This window comes from Lactobacillus kefiranofaciens (assembly GCF_014656585.1).
GTDB classification, from domain to species: Bacteria; Bacillota; Bacilli; order Lactobacillales; family Lactobacillaceae; genus Lactobacillus; species Lactobacillus kefiranofaciens.
Window position 1 is genome coordinate 245,486 of record NZ_CP061341.1, and the last position, 15,300, is coordinate 260,785.

A 15,300-nucleotide genomic window follows, 5' to 3' on the forward strand; every position below is an offset into this window, starting at 1 on the left:
AAAAATGATTTTTGATCATATATACTTATAGACAACTTAAGAAATTCTATTAATTTTCTCATAAACGAGAGGAGCAATAATATGAAGTTTACCAAGTTATTTGCTGCAGGAGCAACAGTCTTAATCGCTGGTTCCACGTTAGCAGCTTGTGGTGGCAATAGTAATAATTCGTCTAGTTCATCAAGTTCATCCAAGAAGACGATTAATTGGATGGATTCAGCTGAAATTCCAACTATGGATATTTCTAAGGCAACAGATGTAACTAGTTTTAACCAATTAGGTAACGTTGAAGAAGGCTTGTACCGTTTGGGCAATAAGAACAAAGTTGAAAATGCTTTGGCAACCAGTACTAAGGTTTCTAAAGATGGTAAGACTTGGACTTTCACATTACGTCCTTCTAAGTGGTCCAATGGTAATAAGTTAACTGCTAAGGACTTCGTATATTCTTGGCGTAGAACTGTAAATCCAAAGACTGCTTCACAATATGCTTACCTCTTCGAAGGTATTCACAACGCAACTAAGATTTCTGCTGGTAAGGCACCAGTTAACAGCTTGGGTATTAAGGCTGAAGGCAATGACAAGTTAGTCGTAACTTTGGACAAGCGTATTCCTTACTTCAAGTTGTTAATGGGCTTCCCATTATTCTTCCCACAAAACCAAAAGGTTGTTGAAGCAAATGGTTCTAAGTATGGTACTTCATCCAAGACTACTGCTTTCAACGGACCATTCGTACAAAAGGGTTGGACAGGTTCAAACCTTTCTTGGAAGCTTGTTAAGAACAAGAATTACTGGGACAAGAAGAATGTTAAGCTTGATGCAATTAACTATAGTGTTCAAAAGACACCTTCAACTGCTTACAATTTGTACCAATCAAAGAAGCTTGATGCAACTGTCTTAGATGCACAACAAACTAAGAACTTGAAGCACAATGCAGGCTACACATTGCGTGACACAGCTGCAACATTCTACCTTCAATTCAACCAAAAGAGAAAGATTTTCCAAAACGCAAACTTGCGTAAAGCTATCTCAATGTCAATCAATAGAAAGGCTTTAGGTAATGCTTTAGGTGGTGCCAACCCTCCAGCTGACAGTTTGACTGCTAAGGGCGTTGTTAACCACGATGGCAAGGATTGGGCTTCAGTAGTTGGCGATAAGGAAAGTGCTTCTTACAACCCAGCTGATGCCAAGAAGCTTTACCAAAAAGCTTTGAAGGAATTAGGCGTTAAGAACGTTTCATTCACCATCCTTTCAGATGATACTGACGCTGGTCAAAAGACTACCGAAACTCTTCAAAGTCAATTAGAAGAAAACTTGAAGGGCATGAAGGTTTCAGTAGCTAACGTTCCATTCAAGACTCGTTTGAACCGTTCAACTAATGGTAACTTTGATATCGTAGTATCAGGTTGGTCAGCTGACTTTGCCGACCCAATTTCATTCGTTGACTTGTTTACCAGCAAGAACGCTAACAACAACGGTAAGTGGAGCAACGCTCAATACGATAAGCTGATTGCTGATTCTAAGACTACTGCTGACACTACTAAGCGTTGGAATGATTTGGAAAAGGCAGAAAAGATCTTGCTTAGCGAAGAAGGTATCGCACCACTTTACTACAAGACTGAAGCTTGGCTTGTACGTCCAGACATCAAGGGTATCGTTTACAACGGTGCTGGTTTGAACTACAACTTCAAGAGTGCCTACGTATCAGGTAACTAGATAAGTTAATTGTTCTTTGAAAAAGAGTAGCCGCAAGTAAAGGCTGCTCTTTTTTGCACCCAAGGGGGTATTAAAATGAATAAATTTCATAAATTGATGGCTGCTAGCGTAACAGTTGTGGCTGCAGGAACATTAGCTGCTTGTGGCAATAATAGCAATAGTTCATCCAGTGGCACTAAAAAGACATTAAACTGGATGGATAAAACTGAAATTGAAGGAATGGACTTGTCTAAGGTTACTGATGCGACAAGTTTTACCCAGTTGAACAATACGATGGAGGGTCTGTATCGTCTGGGTAAAAATGCTAAGGTCAAGCCAGGCCTAGCTACTAAGACAACTACCAGTAAGGATGGCAAGACTTGGACCTTCATCTTGCGTCAAAATGATAAGTGGTCAAATGGTGATCCCGTAACTGCCCAGGATTTCGTTTATTCCTGGCGCAGAACGGTTACCCCAAATACAGGTTCGCAATATTCATACTTGTTCTCAGGCGTGAAAAACGCGGATGCCATCGTGGCTGGCAAGAAGAAGCCAACTACGCTAGGCGTCAAGGCTATAGGTAAAGATAAGCTGGTTGTCACTTTGGATAAGCGAATTCCATATTTCAAGCTGTTGATGGGCTTCCCATTATTCTTCCCACAAAACCAAAAGACGGTGGAGAAATACGGCAAGAGCTATGGTACTTCTTCTAAGACGACGGTTTATAATGGACCATTTGTCCAAAAAGGCTGGACTGGTTCCAACCTCTCTTGGAAATTGCAGAAGAACAAGCATTACTGGGATAAGAAGAACGTAAAACTCGATACGATTAACTTCAGCGTCCAAAAGACGCCTTCAACTGACTACAACCTGTACCAAGCAGGCAAGTTGGATGCAGCCTTGCTTGGCCCGCAAGCTTCTAAGCAGTTAAAGCACCAAAAGGGCTATACCTTGAGAAAGACTGCTTCAACTATTTACTTAGAGATGAACCAAAAGAAGAAGCCATTTAGCAATGAAAACTTCAGAAAGGCTATTTCTCTAGCAGTTAACCGGAAAGAATTGGCTAATTCCGTTGGTGGGGCCGCAGAACCTGCCGACACTCTTTCTCCAGAAAACATGACAGAAGTTAATGGTAAAGACTACACTGACCTAGTAAGAGGAACTGCTACTAAGAAGTTCAACACTTACAATAAGCAGCAGGCTCAAGCATACTGGAAGAAAGCCCAAAAGGAATTAGGTACAGAGTGCAGCTTCGCTATCTTGACTTACGATGACGATGCTTCTAAGAAGGGCGGCGAATTCTTGCAGAGTGCAATTGAATCAGCCCTAAAGGGTGTTGACGTCAAGGTTCAAAGCATTCCGAAGAAGACTGCTTTGGGTCACGCAGGTAATGGCGATTACGATGTCTTCCTTATGGGTTGGACCGCCGACTTCTCAGATCCAATTTCATTCTTAGACTTGAATACGACTCATAATTCTCAAAATTGGGAAAAGTACTCAGATTCTACTTATGATAAGCTTGTTGCAGAATCTAAGGTAACTCCAAGTGAGGCTAAGCGTTGGGACAGTTTAGTTAAGGCTGAACAAAGAATTATTGATACGCAAGGCGTTACTCCTTTGTATCACCCAGAAGAAGCTTGGATGGTTCGCTCCAGCGTTAAAAACGTGGTTTACAACGGTGCTGGTGCTCCATACAACTTCAAAGAAGCTTATGTCGAAAACTAATAAACAACAATTAATCATTCATGAATCTCCTCTCTTAAGTGAAAGCAGGCTGAAAAAATCAGTCTGCTTTTTAATTTTTCCTTGAAAAATAGTTGCTTCGCTAGTAAAGTATAGCTAATAAATTTTTTGAATGAGAAAAGGAGAGCTCTATGTCTAATTGGAATACCAAATTTGCCAAAAAAGGTTTAACCTTCGACGATGTTTTATTAATTCCAGCAGAAAGTCATGTTCTACCTAATGAAGTTGATTTAAGCACTAAGCTGGCTGACAATATTAAGTTAAATATTCCATTGATCAGTGCTGGCATGGATACCGTTACTGAGGGAGCAATGGCAATTGCGATTGCTCTCCAAGGCGGACTGGGCGTGGTACACAAGAATATGTCCATTCAAGCTCAAGCTAGCGAAGTAGCTAATGTGAAGAGCGTGATCGTTCCAAGTAATGCCTCTAAGGCTACCGTAGATGACCAAAATAGATTGCTCTGTGCTGCAGCAGTTGGTGTAACTAGCGATACTTTTGAAAGAGCAGAAGCATTGCTAGAAGCCGGTGCGGATGCAATCGTAATTGATACCGCGCATGGTCATTCAGCTGGCGTTTTGCACAAGATTAAAGAAATTCGCGATCATTTTCCTAATCAAACTTTAATTGCTGGTAACGTGGCTACTGGGGATGCAACGCGTGCATTATTCGATGCCGGCGTTGATGTAGTTAAAGTTGGGATTGGCCCTGGTTCAATTTGTACTACTAGAATCGTGGCCGGTGTTGGTGTTCCGCAAATTACCGCAATTTATGATGCTGCTACAGCTGCACGCGAATACCACAAGCCAATTATTGCCGATGGTGGGATTAAATATTCAGGCGATGTAGTTAAGGCTTTAGCCGCTGGTGGCAATGCCGTAATGCTCGGTAGCATGTTGAGTGGCACTACGGAAGCTCCTGGCGACATTTTTGAAGATAATGGCAAGAAGTATAAGAGCTACCGTGGTATGGGTTCTGTTGGTGCAATGGCCCAAGCACATGGCTCAAGCGATCGTTATTTCCAAGGTGGCGTTAATGAAGCCAACAAGCTGGTTCCTGAAGGAATTGAAGCTCGGGTAGAATACAAGGGTGACGTTTCCGACGTTGTCTTCCAGATTGAAGGTGGTCTTCGTTCAGGTATGGGTTACTGTGGTGCTGCCAACATTCCTGAATTGATTGAAAAGGCCCAATTTGTACAAATTACTAATGCGGGCTTACGTGAATCACATCCACATGACGTGCAAATGACTAAGCTAGCTCCTAACTACAAGTAAAAGCAATACACATATAATTTAATTAAAAAATAAGAGGGAAGATCAAACTTTTCTCTTATTTTTTAATTTTTATTTCCTTTAGACTAGATATTTTTTAATCTTTTGGTATAATTAAAATTAAAATATAAAACAAAAGGAAAATGAGGGAGCAATTAATATGGCTAGATACCTATTAAAACGTATATTTTACATGATCCTCACTTTGTTTATTGTAGCCACGGTGACTTTCTTTCTAATGAAGTCAATGCCTGGTTCACCTTATGCTAACGAAGCGAAGATGACATTAACTCAGCAACATATTATGAACGAACAATATGGTTTGAATAAACCAGTTTGGGAACAATACTTGATCTACATTGCTGGGATGCTGCATGGCGACTTTGGTACTTCATTCCAATATAGCAATCAACCCGTAGCTTCGTTGATTGGTGCTCGTTTGGGTGCTTCGGTTCAATTGGGGCTGCAAGCATTAATTCTTGGGGTGGTCCTCGGCGTGATTGTTGGTGCAATTGCCGCTGTTAAGCAAGGTACCTGGGCTGATTCAACTGCTACCGTAATTTCAATTATTGGTAAGTCAGTTCCTAACTTCGTTTTAGCCGTATTGCTTCAATATTATATTGGTCTTAAATTAGGCTGGTTCCCTTTAGCTGGTTGGGGACAGTTCTCTCAAACAATTATGCCAACAATTGCTCTTTCGGTAGGGCCATTTGCGGAAACAGCACGGTTTATCAGGACTAGTATGGTCGATAACTTAAGTAGTGACTACATCGAATTGGGTAAGGCTAAAGGTTTAAGCAAGACCGAAGTAATTAGAAAGCACGCAATGCGTAATTCGATGATTCCTTTAGTTACTTTAATCGGACCTTATGCAGTAGCCTTAATGACTGGTTCAATGGTTATTGAAAATATCTTTAATATTCCTGGAATCGGTGAACAATTCGTTAAGTCAATTTTGACCAATGATTATCCAACGATCATGGGAATTACGATGGTCTACTGTATTGGATTAATTGTCATTTTGTTGATTACCGATATAGTTTACGGATTGATTGATCCAAGAATTAGATTAGATGAAAGCGAGGCTTAGAAGACGATATGACTGAAGAAAATTTAACCCTTCCGGCAGATGCCTTTGAACCTTTACCAAAAGATGAAGCTCAAGATAACGAAAATATTGCGGGCCCATCATTATCATTTGGACAAAACGTTTGGCTTCGTTTTAAACAAAGAAAAGCTGCAGTCATTTCTGCAATTATCGTTATCTTGATGATTGTAGTCGCTTTCGGTTCGACACCATTCATCAATAAAAGTACCCTGGTTAAATCACATCCGCAATACGCCAATTTGCCAGCAAAAGTGCCAGGCTTGAGTGCAGTTAATGGCTTGAACGGTAAGATTAAGCAAAATGGTAAATGGGTTGATGCCTATGCCGAAAATAATGTTCCTAAAGACAAATACTTTTTAGCCGGGACTGACTACTTAGGTCGTTCGCTGGGTCAGAGAATTATTTATGGTACTAAGATTTCTTTAATTGTTGCCTTAGTTGCTGCCTTGTTTGACTTAACTATCGGGGTTATGTACGGAATAGTGTCCGGCTGGAAAGGCGGGGGAGTCGATAACGTGATGCAACGGATTATCGAAATTATCTCCTCCGTACCTAACTTGATTATTGTAGTTTTGATGTTGGTTAAATTGAAGCCAGGGATTACCTCAATCATTTTGGCTATTGCAATTTCTAGTTGGACAACGATGGCGCGGCAGGTCAGAGCAGAGACCTTGAGTTTGAAGAATGAAGAATACGTTTTAGCTGCCCGTTCTTTGGGTGAATCACCCTGGAAGATCGCTTGGAAACACTTGGTTCCGAACCTTTCAAGTATTATTATCATTCAAACGATGTATACTATTCCAACGGCCATCTTCTTCGAAGCTTTCTTAAGTTTCATTGGTATCGGTATTTCAGCTCCAGAAACTTCATTGGGTGTCTTGCTTAACGAAGGACAAAAGAATTTCCAATTCTTACCATACCAAATGTGGTACCCAGCAATCGTTTTATGTATCTTAATGATTGCCTTTAACTTGTTGGGTGATGGTTTACGTGATGCCTTTGACCCAAGAGGACAAAGATAGAAAGGACTAACCTAAATGCCAGAAGAAAGAGTTTTAGATGTTAAAAATTTAAAAATTGATTTTCACACTTACGCTGGTGAGGTTAAGGCAATTCGTGATGTGTCCTTTCACTTAAATAAAGGTGAAACGTTAGCCATTGTAGGCGAATCAGGTTCAGGGAAATCAGTTACTACCCGTAGTATTATTGGGCTTTTAGCTAGAAATGCCCAAATTGAGGGTGGTGAGATTAATTTTCATGGTAAGAATTTGCTAGATTTGCCTGAAAAAGAAATGCAAAAAATTCGGGGTAATGAAATCTCAATGATTTTTCAGGATCCAATGACTTCACTTGACCCTACGATGAAAATTGGTCAACAAATTGCTGAACCGTTAATTAAGCATAAAGGTGTTTCCAAAAAGAAGGCTTGGGCAAAGGCTTTGGAAATGATGAAGGCAGTTGGGATTCCTAACGCTGAGGAACGAATCAATGAGTATCCTCACCAGTTCTCAGGTGGGATGAGACAAAGAATCGTGATCGCAATTGCCTTGATTTGTGAGCCAGAAATTTTATTGGCTGATGAGCCAACTACCGCTTTAGACGTAACTGTTCAAGCAGAAATTTTGGACTTAATGAAAGATTTGCAAAAGCGGGTTAAGACCTCAATTATTTTCATTACGCATGATTTGGGTGTGGTTGCTGGAATGGCAGACCGAGTAGCTGTAATGTATGCTGGCGAATTTTTGGAATTCGGCAGCGTAGATGAAATCTTTTATGATCCGCAACATCCATATACTTGGGGCTTGATTAATTCTATGCCTACTCTTGATAGTGATACTTTGGAATCAATTCCAGGGACGCCGCCTAACTTGCTTGATCCGCCTAAGGGAGATCCCTTTGCTCCGAGAAATAAATATGCTATGAAAATTGATGTTGAGCAAAAGCCACCATTCTTCAAAGTAACTAATACGCATTATGCAGCAACGTGGTTGCTTGCCCCAGGTGCGCCTAAAGTTGAGCCACCAGCAGAAATTCAAAGACGTTGGAAGAAATATGATTCAATGAAACTAGATGAATTGATAAAGACTGAATAGTCGCAGCAAAGGAGATTTTTATGCCAGAACAAAAGAAAATTTTGGAAGTAAAACATCTAAAACAATACTTTAAAAATGGCCGTAATGTTACCAAGGCTGTAGACGATGTCAGTTTTGATATCTATGAAGGTGAAACCTTTGGACTAGTAGGTGAATCAGGATCAGGTAAAACCACTACCGGTCGTTCAATTTTACAATTGTATAAGCCAACTAGCGGTGAGATTATTTTTGAAGGTAAGAACGTAGAAAATTTAAAAAGTAGGGCAGATAAACTTGCTTTTACTAGGGATGCCCAAATGATTTTTCAGGATCCATATGCTTCACTTAATCCTAGAATGACCGTTGAAGATATTATCGCTGAAGGGTTAGACATTCACCATTTAGTCAATAACAAGGAAGAAAGAAGTAAGCGAGTAGAAGAGCTGCTGGAAACGGTTGGTTTGAATAAAAGCCATGCTAGTCGTTTCCCACATGAATTCTCAGGTGGTCAGCGGCAAAGAATCGGAATTGCTCGTGTGTTAGCGGTAGAGCCTAAGTTTATCGTAGCTGATGAGCCAATTTCTGCTTTGGACGTTTCAATTCAGGCACAAGTAGTTAACTTGATGATTGAATTGCAAAAGAAGCGTAATTTAACTTACTTATTTATCGCGCATGACTTGTCGATGGTTAAATTTATTTCTGATCGAATTGGGGTTATGCACTATGGTAAGTTGCTTGAAGTTGGTCCGGCCGATGATGTTTATGACCGGCCATTGCATGATTATACGAAGAGTTTAATTTCTGCAGTACCAATCCCTGATCCAGAAATTGAACGCTCAAGAACACGAATTCCATATGATGCTCAAAAAGAAGAAATGGACGGTAAAGAACGTAGCATGCATGAAATCCGTCCCGGACATTTTGTTCGTTGTAGTGAAGATGAAGTACAGCATTATGAAGAAGTAGCTGCTAGTTACGAGTAGAAATTAAAACATAAAGAAAAAGACTTAATTCAGTGATTTGAACACTAATTAAGTCTTTTAATTTGCTTTTTATTATTAAGCTTAAGCTAATGAATCCCAAGCAGGCAAGTCAGTAATTGGACCTTCCGCAAGTTCTTGTTGCTTCTTAGTCAAGTACTTCTTGTGAACAACAACTTCGTAAACATAGTCCTTGAACCAGTCATTATTCATGACGTAGAAGCCTTTAGCACCAGACTTGTCACCCCATGAGTTTTCAACCTTCCATTGACGAACATCACCGTTATCTTCATCAACACCAACTAAAGTCATGGCATGAGAAACTTGACCAACACCGGTTCTTAATCTGTCAGCCTTAGACATCTGAAGATCAACACCAAACAAGTCATCTAACTTGTAAAGGTTAGTATCAAGATAGCCGCTCTTCCGGTTCATTTGACGAAGCACATCGTTACCAAACCAAACAGCTTCACCATCTTTTAATTGAGCAATGGCAGCTGATGATAAGTATTCCATTGGTACGTTTAACAGCTTGATTCTGATTGAACCAGCAATGTTGTCTTCTGCTGGAAGACCATAGAGCTTGTCATATTCGTGATCAGGTGCGTTGGTTAAAACAACGTAGTCGTCAAAGTCAACGTCGCCTAAGTACTTGTGCAAGAATTCTAATGGGGTCAGGTTCTTGTCTAAGTGATACTTCTTATCGTCATCACGATATTCTAGGTCAAACTTCTTAGGTGGTTCACCAACGGCAATGGCGGTCATTTGGTAAACTTGGCTCAAGAATTTTTCACGAGTTTTCTTGATTTCGTCTTCCTTGCCGTATTGTTTTAATTCACGCAATACTAAGGCATCTTTCTTTAATTTGTCGCCCAAAGCAGTCGCAAAACCAGTCGTATCATTAGTGTTGAAGGTTTCAGGCATTGCGTATGAAGGAACAACACCGTATTTTTCTACTAAGGCTGCGGCCATTTGGAATTGACCACCGTCAGTACCAGCAAAATCCAAATCAGTCTTAACTTGACGTGAGTCAAGTGGCATATTGGCACTAGCCAAGATTCTGTTGTAGAACATGTTGGCCCGTTCAATCTTGTCCCAGAAGAAGTTGTAAGCTTGTGAGAAGGTGAAGTTCTTAGCCTTGTACTTTTTGCCAAAAGCGTGGCGCAAAACATTTAAGGTTGCGAATTCCCAGCAACGACCTGAGTGCTTTTGATTGGTCACATTATCGGTATCTAATTCAGTTGAGAAGACACGGGTTAATTTGCTTTGTACGCGGTCGTTATAAGAAGCTTCGAGTACACCACTGCGTTGAGCGGCACGAGCAACGACTTGGTTTTCAGGATTCTTATTAAAATCAGCAGAGAACTTTTCTAGTTCTTGCACAGTTAATTCATGAGCCATTTAAAAATCTCCTTTATTCTTTTTAATTTTTTCTTAAATTAACTCTATTTTAAGCCAAAATAAAAGCAGGTTCAATTACTGAACTCGCTTTAGAGAATTTATCCGTCACTTATTAGATTTCTTGCAATAATCTAATAAATTAATCAATTTGGATAGAATTGCCATCATTGCCAGCAGTTTGCTTTGGTAAAGTGATGGTCAATACACCATTATCATACTTTGCATGGATGTCAGTTGCAACTACATTTGGTAATCTGTAGCTTCTTGAGATGCTGCCTTCGCTTCTCTCTTTATGAATAATGTTGTGATCTTTGTCACTAGTGTCCTTAAATGATTTTCTAGAGCCGCTAACATTTAAGACGCCATCTTTGTAGCTAACATTGATATTATTCTTGTCCATGCCAGGCATATCAATCTTGACCATGTAGTCCTTGTCGTTTTCTGCGACATCAGATTGCATAATGTTTTCAATTTCGCTGTCATCAAAGAAATTTCTTGGAAAACCAAACCAGTCGTTCATTGCGTCCATCATATCATTACGACGATTCATAATATCGTTTGCCATATAACAAAACTTCCTTTCATTTTTATTTGCTTTCTTATCTCGTAAGGACTCGTTCTCTTTTTCCTTACACTGATTATTGTAGTCGTTTGTCAGCAAAATTAAATTATTTAGCACTCAGAAGCATATAGTGTTAAATAAAGATAAAAAGATTATTAAATCAACGGTTAACTCTTATGGATAACTTTTGTATAATAATGATCAAAGGAAGATTGTGAATTATTATGGTATATTTTCAAAAAATGACGCCGGAAGGCTATCAACAAATTAAAGATGAAATTGCGCGTTTGAAGAAGGATCGGCCAAGAAGAATTAAGATTCTGCAGGCTGCACGGGCTTTAGGTGATTTATCTGAAAATACGGAATATACGGAAGCTAAACGGGACTTAGGCCACTTGCAAAGTCGTTTGCGTTATTTAGGCAAGCAATTGAAATATGCCGAAATCGTTGAGACTGAAGATGATGGCAAGGTTAATTTAGGCAAAACCGTTGTTCTAAAGTTTGATGACGATGATGAAACTGAAGAATATAAAATTGTTGGTCGAATGGAAGCTGATCTGGCTGAAGGAAAAGTTTCCTTCGATTCGCCTTTAGGTCAAGCCATTATGAAAAAAGAAGCTGGTACTACGGTCCAGGTGGAAGCTCCAGCAGGTGCCTATCAAGTCACGATTGTAGCTGTTAAATAGGCTATGTATTCAATAAGCTGTACTTTTTTGGTATAATATGGGTTTTGTAGGGTACAATTCAGATTAGGAGTGAAGGCTTTGAATACGCCACAGTCTAGAGAAGGCAATGTTATTCGCTATGCAGTTTATCTGATCGGCTATGTGATGGTATTTGCAGTAGTGAAATTAGTCACCAGGAAGTCGCCGCTGCGTATATGGGACTTGATTTTATTCGGCCTAATTACAGCAATGATTTTACTTTTTTATATATATCGTTTTAATCGTGAGCAGCGCTTTTTCTCGCGTGATTTTCAATTGCCTTGGCTGGGCAATATGTCGACAGTTGTCTTGCTTACTTTAGTAATCACGGCCACGCGAATTTCACTCTCATATCTACAGGCGTATCACGCGATTAGCTATTATGACTTTGAGTTAATTTATTTAAAAAATGAATCAAACAATATGTTTTGGTTCCTAATTGTGGCTCAAGGAATTATCTTGCCGATCTTGCATGAATTTTTAGCAACTGGATTTTTGTTTAATTATGCTTTTCGCACTAATACCAAAAAGGCAGCAATCTTGGGGATAATCGTGTCAGGGGTTATTTTCAGCGTGTTGAATTTTCAGAGTTCGCCCTTGCTGCTAGCAGTAGAAGCCGTGTATGGCATGCTGTATGCGTGGAGCTATCTTTATACGCAAACCATTTGGATGCCAATGTACCTAGCTATTGTCAGTGGTGTGTTAACTGTAATTATGATTTAAAAATTAGACAAGCAAAAAGGATGAGAAAATTAATTCTCATCCTTTTATTTTTGTAAAAAAAGCGGATAGCGTGAATCGAACCCGCATCTACAGCTTGGGAAGCTGTCGTTCTACCATTTAACTATACCCGCAATACAAATTCTATTTTATCATGCTTTAGCTAAAGAAACCAATTATTTTTTTGCTTGTTTTTGAACAGTTAAGTGAATATTTTGTCGATCAATTAAGCTAGTGAAGTTTTGGAAAAGCCAGCGACGTAATTCATTAGGCTCAATGACCAGGGGCATTCGATTATGGATTGGTCGCATGTCCTGGTTAGGATCAGTAGTTACCATGGCAAAATTGTTTTGATCATAGATTCCTGCAATCAATGTAATGGGATTCTCGGTTTTAAAACCGTAGCGTTCATGATACTTTCTGCCGTTTGATGCTTGGTATGTCTTTTTAGCATATTCAAAGAATTCGCTGGTCAAGATAATGCAGCGCTGTTTAGCAAAAGACTGGTCCCACATTGAAGGCTTAGCTTCATAAAAACGCTCAATTCTGGCATTAAACAAAGGCTTATGCTCATCAACCGGGCTAGGATAACCCCAATTTTTATTGATTAATTGCAATTGATTATTTTGAAAAAGCAAAACAGGTGCCGTCTGATTGGGGAAGATGTCTTTAGCTTCTACATCAATTTTTGGTTCAACTAATGGCAAGGCTAAATCTTGCTTAAGATATTTTTGAATTTGTTTTAGGTCAGTTAGACGAAACTGGTTACACATAAGGGAATCCTTTCTTTGCTGGTAGTTTAATAGTAGCCTATTTTTTGTTAAAATTAAGTGATTAAACGACTTTATAATGAAAAAATAAGAATTTATTAGATAGAGAAGAGCAAAATTTATGGCAAAAGGAATTTTATTAACGGGAGATCGTCCTACTGGTAAGCTCCACATTGGACATTATATTGGCTCCTTAAAGAATCGAGTAAAATTACAAAATTCAGGTAAATACGATCCTTATATCATGATCGCGGATACGCAGGCTTTAACCGATAATGCCCGCAATCCTGAAAAGATTCGCAATTCTTTAGTTCAAGTAGCATTAGACTATTTGGCCGTTGGTCTTGACCCAGAAAAATCAACGATCTATGTTCAATCCCAAATCCCAGCTTTGTTTGAATTAACTGCTTACTACATGGACTTAGTAACGGTTGCACGTTTGGAAAGAAATCCAACCGTTAAGACTGAAATTAAGCAAAAGGATTTCAAGGATTCTATTCCTGTTGGCTTTTTGAACTATCCAGTTTCTCAAGCAGCTGATATTACTGCATTTAAGGCGACTGTTATTCCAGTTGGGGATGATCAAGAGCCAATGCTGGAACAAACACGTGAAATTGTCAGAACCTTCAATCGAGTTTACAAGACCGACGTTTTAGTAGGACCTAAGGGCTACTTCCCACCTAAGGGTCAAGGTCGTCTGCCAGGTCTTGATGGCAACGCTAAGATGTCCAAATCATTAGGCAATTGCATTTACTTATCAGACGATGCCAAGACCGTTCAAAAGAAAGTTATGTCTATGTTCACTGATCCTGACCACGTTCATGTAGAAGATCCAGGCAAGGTAGAAGGCAACACTGTCTTCACTTATCTCGATGTCTTTGATCCAGATAAGGACAAGGTAGCTGAACTTAAGGCCGAATACCAAAAGGGCGGCTTAGGTGATGTAAAGATCAAGCGCTATTTGAATAAGGTTTTAGAAGCAGAACTAGCACCAATTCGTGAACGCCGTGAGAAGTTTGCTCAAGATGAAGATGCAGTTTATGAAATGCTCTTAGAAGGCTCAAAGAAGGCCAACCAAGTTGCTAACGCTACTTTAGAGCAAGTTCGTGATGCGATTGGTTTGAACTATTTTAAGAATAGATAAGATCGAGTTGAGGTAAAGTCATGCATGATCGAATTCCTTGGAAACAATATTTTATGATGCAAGCCTTGGTGATTGCCCAGCGGTCTACCTGTAATCGAGCTTTAGTGGGGAGCGTCTTAGTAAAGGGCAATCGCATTATCGGTACGGGCTATAATGGTTCCGTTTCCGGGCAGCCGCATTGCGATGATGTTGGTCACCAAATGGTGGATGGTCACTGTGTAAGAACAATTCATTCAGAAATGAATGCAATTATTCAATGTGCCAAGTTTGGCGTTTCTACAGAAAATACCGAGATCTACGTCACGCATTTTCCTTGTTATAATTGCTGCAAGTCATTATTGCAAGCAGGCGTGAAAGAGATCAATTATTATTTTGATTATCGTGACAATCCTCTGGCAATGCAGCTGCTTCATGATTGTGGGGTACCATATGAACAAATTAAGATCGATCGCAAATATGTGGAAAGCCTGGCTCATAAACTTGAAGAAGACGAAAATTAGTCTACTTTGGCTGGTTGGCTTAGTAGCAGTATTTTTAACTACTACTGGTTTTATCCAGGACAATATTGAAGATAATCTCCACTTATTAAATAAAGAGACTAAGACATTAATTACCGAAAAGAATAATCGTTACTTTCAAACTAAAGAGCAGCCACAGATCACGGTGATCACGGTTAAGCGTTTGAACAAGCTAACACCGAAGGCATTAGATCACTCTAAACGTAGTGTTTTTATTGTAGTAGGACAAAAGGGCAAAAAGCGCAATGTGCAAATTTTTTCTACTAAAGATTTGCATGGTGCCTTTACGGCTGATACCAGAGCCAATATTTTGCGTGCTGAAGTTAATAAATTGCGCAGCAATAATAAAAATACTTTTAATGAAGGCTTGCGTTTTGTCTTTCGCGCTTGTGCTACCCGGGTTGACCAGCAATATCAATATGCATTGGACAAATATGATTTAACTAGTGCGGAACAAAATAAGATTTCGCATCCGCATAGCGTAGCCTTACCTATTGCCTTGGCACTAGCATTTTTAATCATGGGGATCGTCTATGTGCTAAAGAAATTTGGTCACCGCAATATATCTTCACCTAAATAACGGCTTGACTTATTGTGGCTTAATCCTTACACTTT

15 protein-coding genes and 1 tRNA gene are annotated in these 15,300 nt (G+C 39.5%); 12 read left to right on the top strand and 4 right to left on the bottom strand.

What is annotated here, in order from left to right:
* Positions 1–81 precede the first annotated feature (81 nt).
* From ICI50_RS01205 to ICI50_RS01235, 7 genes are all read left to right on the top strand, one after another.
* A complete protein-coding gene (locus tag ICI50_RS01205) occupies positions 82–1,713 on the top strand; it encodes a peptide ABC transporter substrate-binding protein (RefSeq protein WP_056940849.1) in 1,632 nt (543 codons plus the stop codon).
* A 75-nt stretch (positions 1,714–1,788) separates the two neighbouring features.
* Entirely contained in the window at positions 1,789–3,417 is a 1,629-nt protein-coding gene (locus ICI50_RS01210; RefSeq protein WP_095342283.1) for a peptide ABC transporter substrate-binding protein, read from the top strand.
* A 149-nt stretch (positions 3,418–3,566) separates the two neighbouring features.
* A complete protein-coding gene (gene guaB, locus ICI50_RS01215; protein ID WP_056940850.1) occupies positions 3,567–4,709 on the top strand; it encodes an IMP dehydrogenase in 1,143 nt (380 codons plus the stop codon).
* Between the two features lie 157 nt (positions 4,710–4,866).
* Complete coding sequence (gene opp3b / locus ICI50_RS01220) at positions 4,867–5,796, top strand: oligopeptide ABC transporter permease (RefSeq protein WP_025084211.1); 930 nt, start codon at positions 4,867–4,869, stop codon at positions 5,794–5,796.
* Positions 5,797–5,804: 8 nt separating this feature from the next.
* Entirely contained in the window at positions 5,805–6,836 is a 1,032-nt protein-coding gene (locus tag ICI50_RS01225; RefSeq protein ID WP_013855258.1) for an ABC transporter permease, read from the top strand.
* A gap of 15 nt (positions 6,837–6,851) precedes the next feature.
* Positions 6,852–7,907: an ABC transporter ATP-binding protein gene (locus tag ICI50_RS01230; protein WP_013855259.1), complete on the top strand. Its 1,056-nt coding sequence runs from the start codon at positions 6,852–6,854 to the stop codon at positions 7,905–7,907.
* Positions 7,908–7,927: 20 nt separating this feature from the next.
* Complete coding sequence (locus tag ICI50_RS01235) at positions 7,928–8,869, top strand: ABC transporter ATP-binding protein (RefSeq protein ID WP_013855260.1); 942 nt, start codon at positions 7,928–7,930, stop codon at positions 8,867–8,869.
* 81 nt (positions 8,870–8,950) lie between these two features.
* On the opposite strand, the gene ICI50_RS01240 is transcribed toward ICI50_RS01235, so the two are convergent.
* Both ICI50_RS01240 and ICI50_RS01245 read right to left on the bottom strand, forming a co-directional pair.
* Positions 8,951–10,267 carry a C1 family peptidase gene (locus ICI50_RS01240; RefSeq protein ID WP_013855261.1) on the bottom strand — a complete coding sequence of 439 codons (1,317 nt, stop codon included), beginning with the start codon at positions 10,265–10,267 and terminating at the stop codon, positions 8,951–8,953.
* A 139-nt stretch (positions 10,268–10,406) separates the two neighbouring features.
* Positions 10,407–10,832, bottom strand: coding sequence for an Hsp20/alpha crystallin family protein (locus ICI50_RS01245; protein ID WP_095342281.1), 426 nt, complete (start codon positions 10,830–10,832; stop codon positions 10,407–10,409).
* A gap of 221 nt (positions 10,833–11,053) precedes the next feature.
* Here ICI50_RS01245 and greA point away from each other — a divergent pair, with 221 nt between their 5' ends.
* On the top strand, positions 11,054–11,515 hold the full coding sequence (greA, locus tag ICI50_RS01250; protein ID WP_013855263.1) for a transcription elongation factor GreA: 462 nt from the start codon (positions 11,054–11,056) through the stop codon (positions 11,513–11,515).
* A 78-nt stretch (positions 11,516–11,593) separates the two neighbouring features.
* Positions 11,594–12,256 carry a CPBP family intramembrane glutamic endopeptidase gene (locus ICI50_RS01255; RefSeq protein WP_013855264.1) on the top strand — a complete coding sequence of 221 codons (663 nt, stop codon included), beginning with the start codon at positions 11,594–11,596 and terminating at the stop codon, positions 12,254–12,256.
* A 60-nt stretch (positions 12,257–12,316) separates the two neighbouring features.
* Here ICI50_RS01255 and ICI50_RS01260 read toward each other — a convergent pair.
* A tRNA-Gly gene (locus ICI50_RS01260) sits at positions 12,317–12,387 on the bottom strand.
* Positions 12,388–12,429: 42 nt separating this feature from the next.
* Positions 12,430–13,026, bottom strand: coding sequence for an SOS response-associated peptidase family protein (locus ICI50_RS01265; RefSeq protein ID WP_095342280.1), 597 nt, complete (start codon positions 13,024–13,026; stop codon positions 12,430–12,432).
* A 118-nt stretch (positions 13,027–13,144) separates the two neighbouring features.
* On the opposite strand from ICI50_RS01265, the gene trpS reads away from it, so the two are divergent.
* The 3 genes from trpS to ICI50_RS01280 are packed head-to-tail and all read left to right on the top strand — an operon-like array spanning position 13,145 to position 15,265.
* Entirely contained in the window at positions 13,145–14,167 is a 1,023-nt protein-coding gene (gene trpS / locus ICI50_RS01270; protein ID WP_095342279.1) for a tryptophan--tRNA ligase, read from the top strand.
* 20 nt (positions 14,168–14,187) lie between these two features.
* On the top strand, positions 14,188–14,667 hold the full coding sequence (locus ICI50_RS01275; protein WP_013855267.1) for a deoxycytidylate deaminase: 480 nt from the start codon (positions 14,188–14,190) through the stop codon (positions 14,665–14,667).
* A complete protein-coding gene (locus ICI50_RS01280; RefSeq protein ID WP_013855268.1) occupies positions 14,624–15,265 on the top strand; it encodes a TPM domain-containing protein in 642 nt (213 codons plus the stop codon). The genes ICI50_RS01275 and ICI50_RS01280 overlap by 44 nt, the downstream gene beginning before the upstream one ends.
* The last annotated feature ends 35 nt before the right edge of the window (positions 15,266–15,300 follow it).

What these genes read in the sequence shown, in the direction of transcription:
- ICI50_RS01205 (WP_056940849.1), top strand. Translation starts at nt 82, where the DNA reads ATGAAGTTTACCAAGTTATTTGCTGCAGGAGCAACAGTCTTAATCGCT.
- ICI50_RS01210 (WP_095342283.1), top strand. Translation starts at nt 1,789, where the DNA reads ATGAATAAATTTCATAAATTGATGGCTGCTAGCGTAACAGTTGTGGCT.
- guaB (WP_056940850.1), top strand. Translation starts at nt 3,567, where the DNA reads ATGTCTAATTGGAATACCAAATTTGCCAAAAAAGGTTTAACCTTCGAC.
- opp3b (WP_025084211.1), top strand. Translation starts at nt 4,867, where the DNA reads ATGGCTAGATACCTATTAAAACGTATATTTTACATGATCCTCACTTTG.
- ICI50_RS01225 (WP_013855258.1), top strand. Translation starts at nt 5,805, where the DNA reads ATGACTGAAGAAAATTTAACCCTTCCGGCAGATGCCTTTGAACCTTTA.
- ICI50_RS01230 (WP_013855259.1), top strand. Translation starts at nt 6,852, where the DNA reads ATGCCAGAAGAAAGAGTTTTAGATGTTAAAAATTTAAAAATTGATTTT.
- ICI50_RS01235 (WP_013855260.1), top strand. Translation starts at nt 7,928, where the DNA reads ATGCCAGAACAAAAGAAAATTTTGGAAGTAAAACATCTAAAACAATAC.
- ICI50_RS01240 (WP_013855261.1), bottom strand. Translation starts at nt 10,267, where the DNA reads ATGGCTCATGAATTAACTGTGCAAGAACTAGAAAAGTTCTCTGCTGAT.
- ICI50_RS01245 (WP_095342281.1), bottom strand. Translation starts at nt 10,832, where the DNA reads ATGGCAAACGATATTATGAATCGTCGTAATGATATGATGGACGCAATG.
- greA (WP_013855263.1), top strand. Translation starts at nt 11,054, where the DNA reads ATGGTATATTTTCAAAAAATGACGCCGGAAGGCTATCAACAAATTAAA.
- ICI50_RS01265 (WP_095342280.1), bottom strand. Translation starts at nt 13,026, where the DNA reads ATGTGTAACCAGTTTCGTCTAACTGACCTAAAACAAATTCAAAAATAT.
- trpS (WP_095342279.1), top strand. Translation starts at nt 13,145, where the DNA reads ATGGCAAAAGGAATTTTATTAACGGGAGATCGTCCTACTGGTAAGCTC.
- ICI50_RS01275 (WP_013855267.1), top strand. Translation starts at nt 14,188, where the DNA reads ATGCATGATCGAATTCCTTGGAAACAATATTTTATGATGCAAGCCTTG.
- ICI50_RS01280 (WP_013855268.1), top strand. Translation starts at nt 14,624, where the DNA reads ATGTGGAAAGCCTGGCTCATAAACTTGAAGAAGACGAAAATTAGTCTA.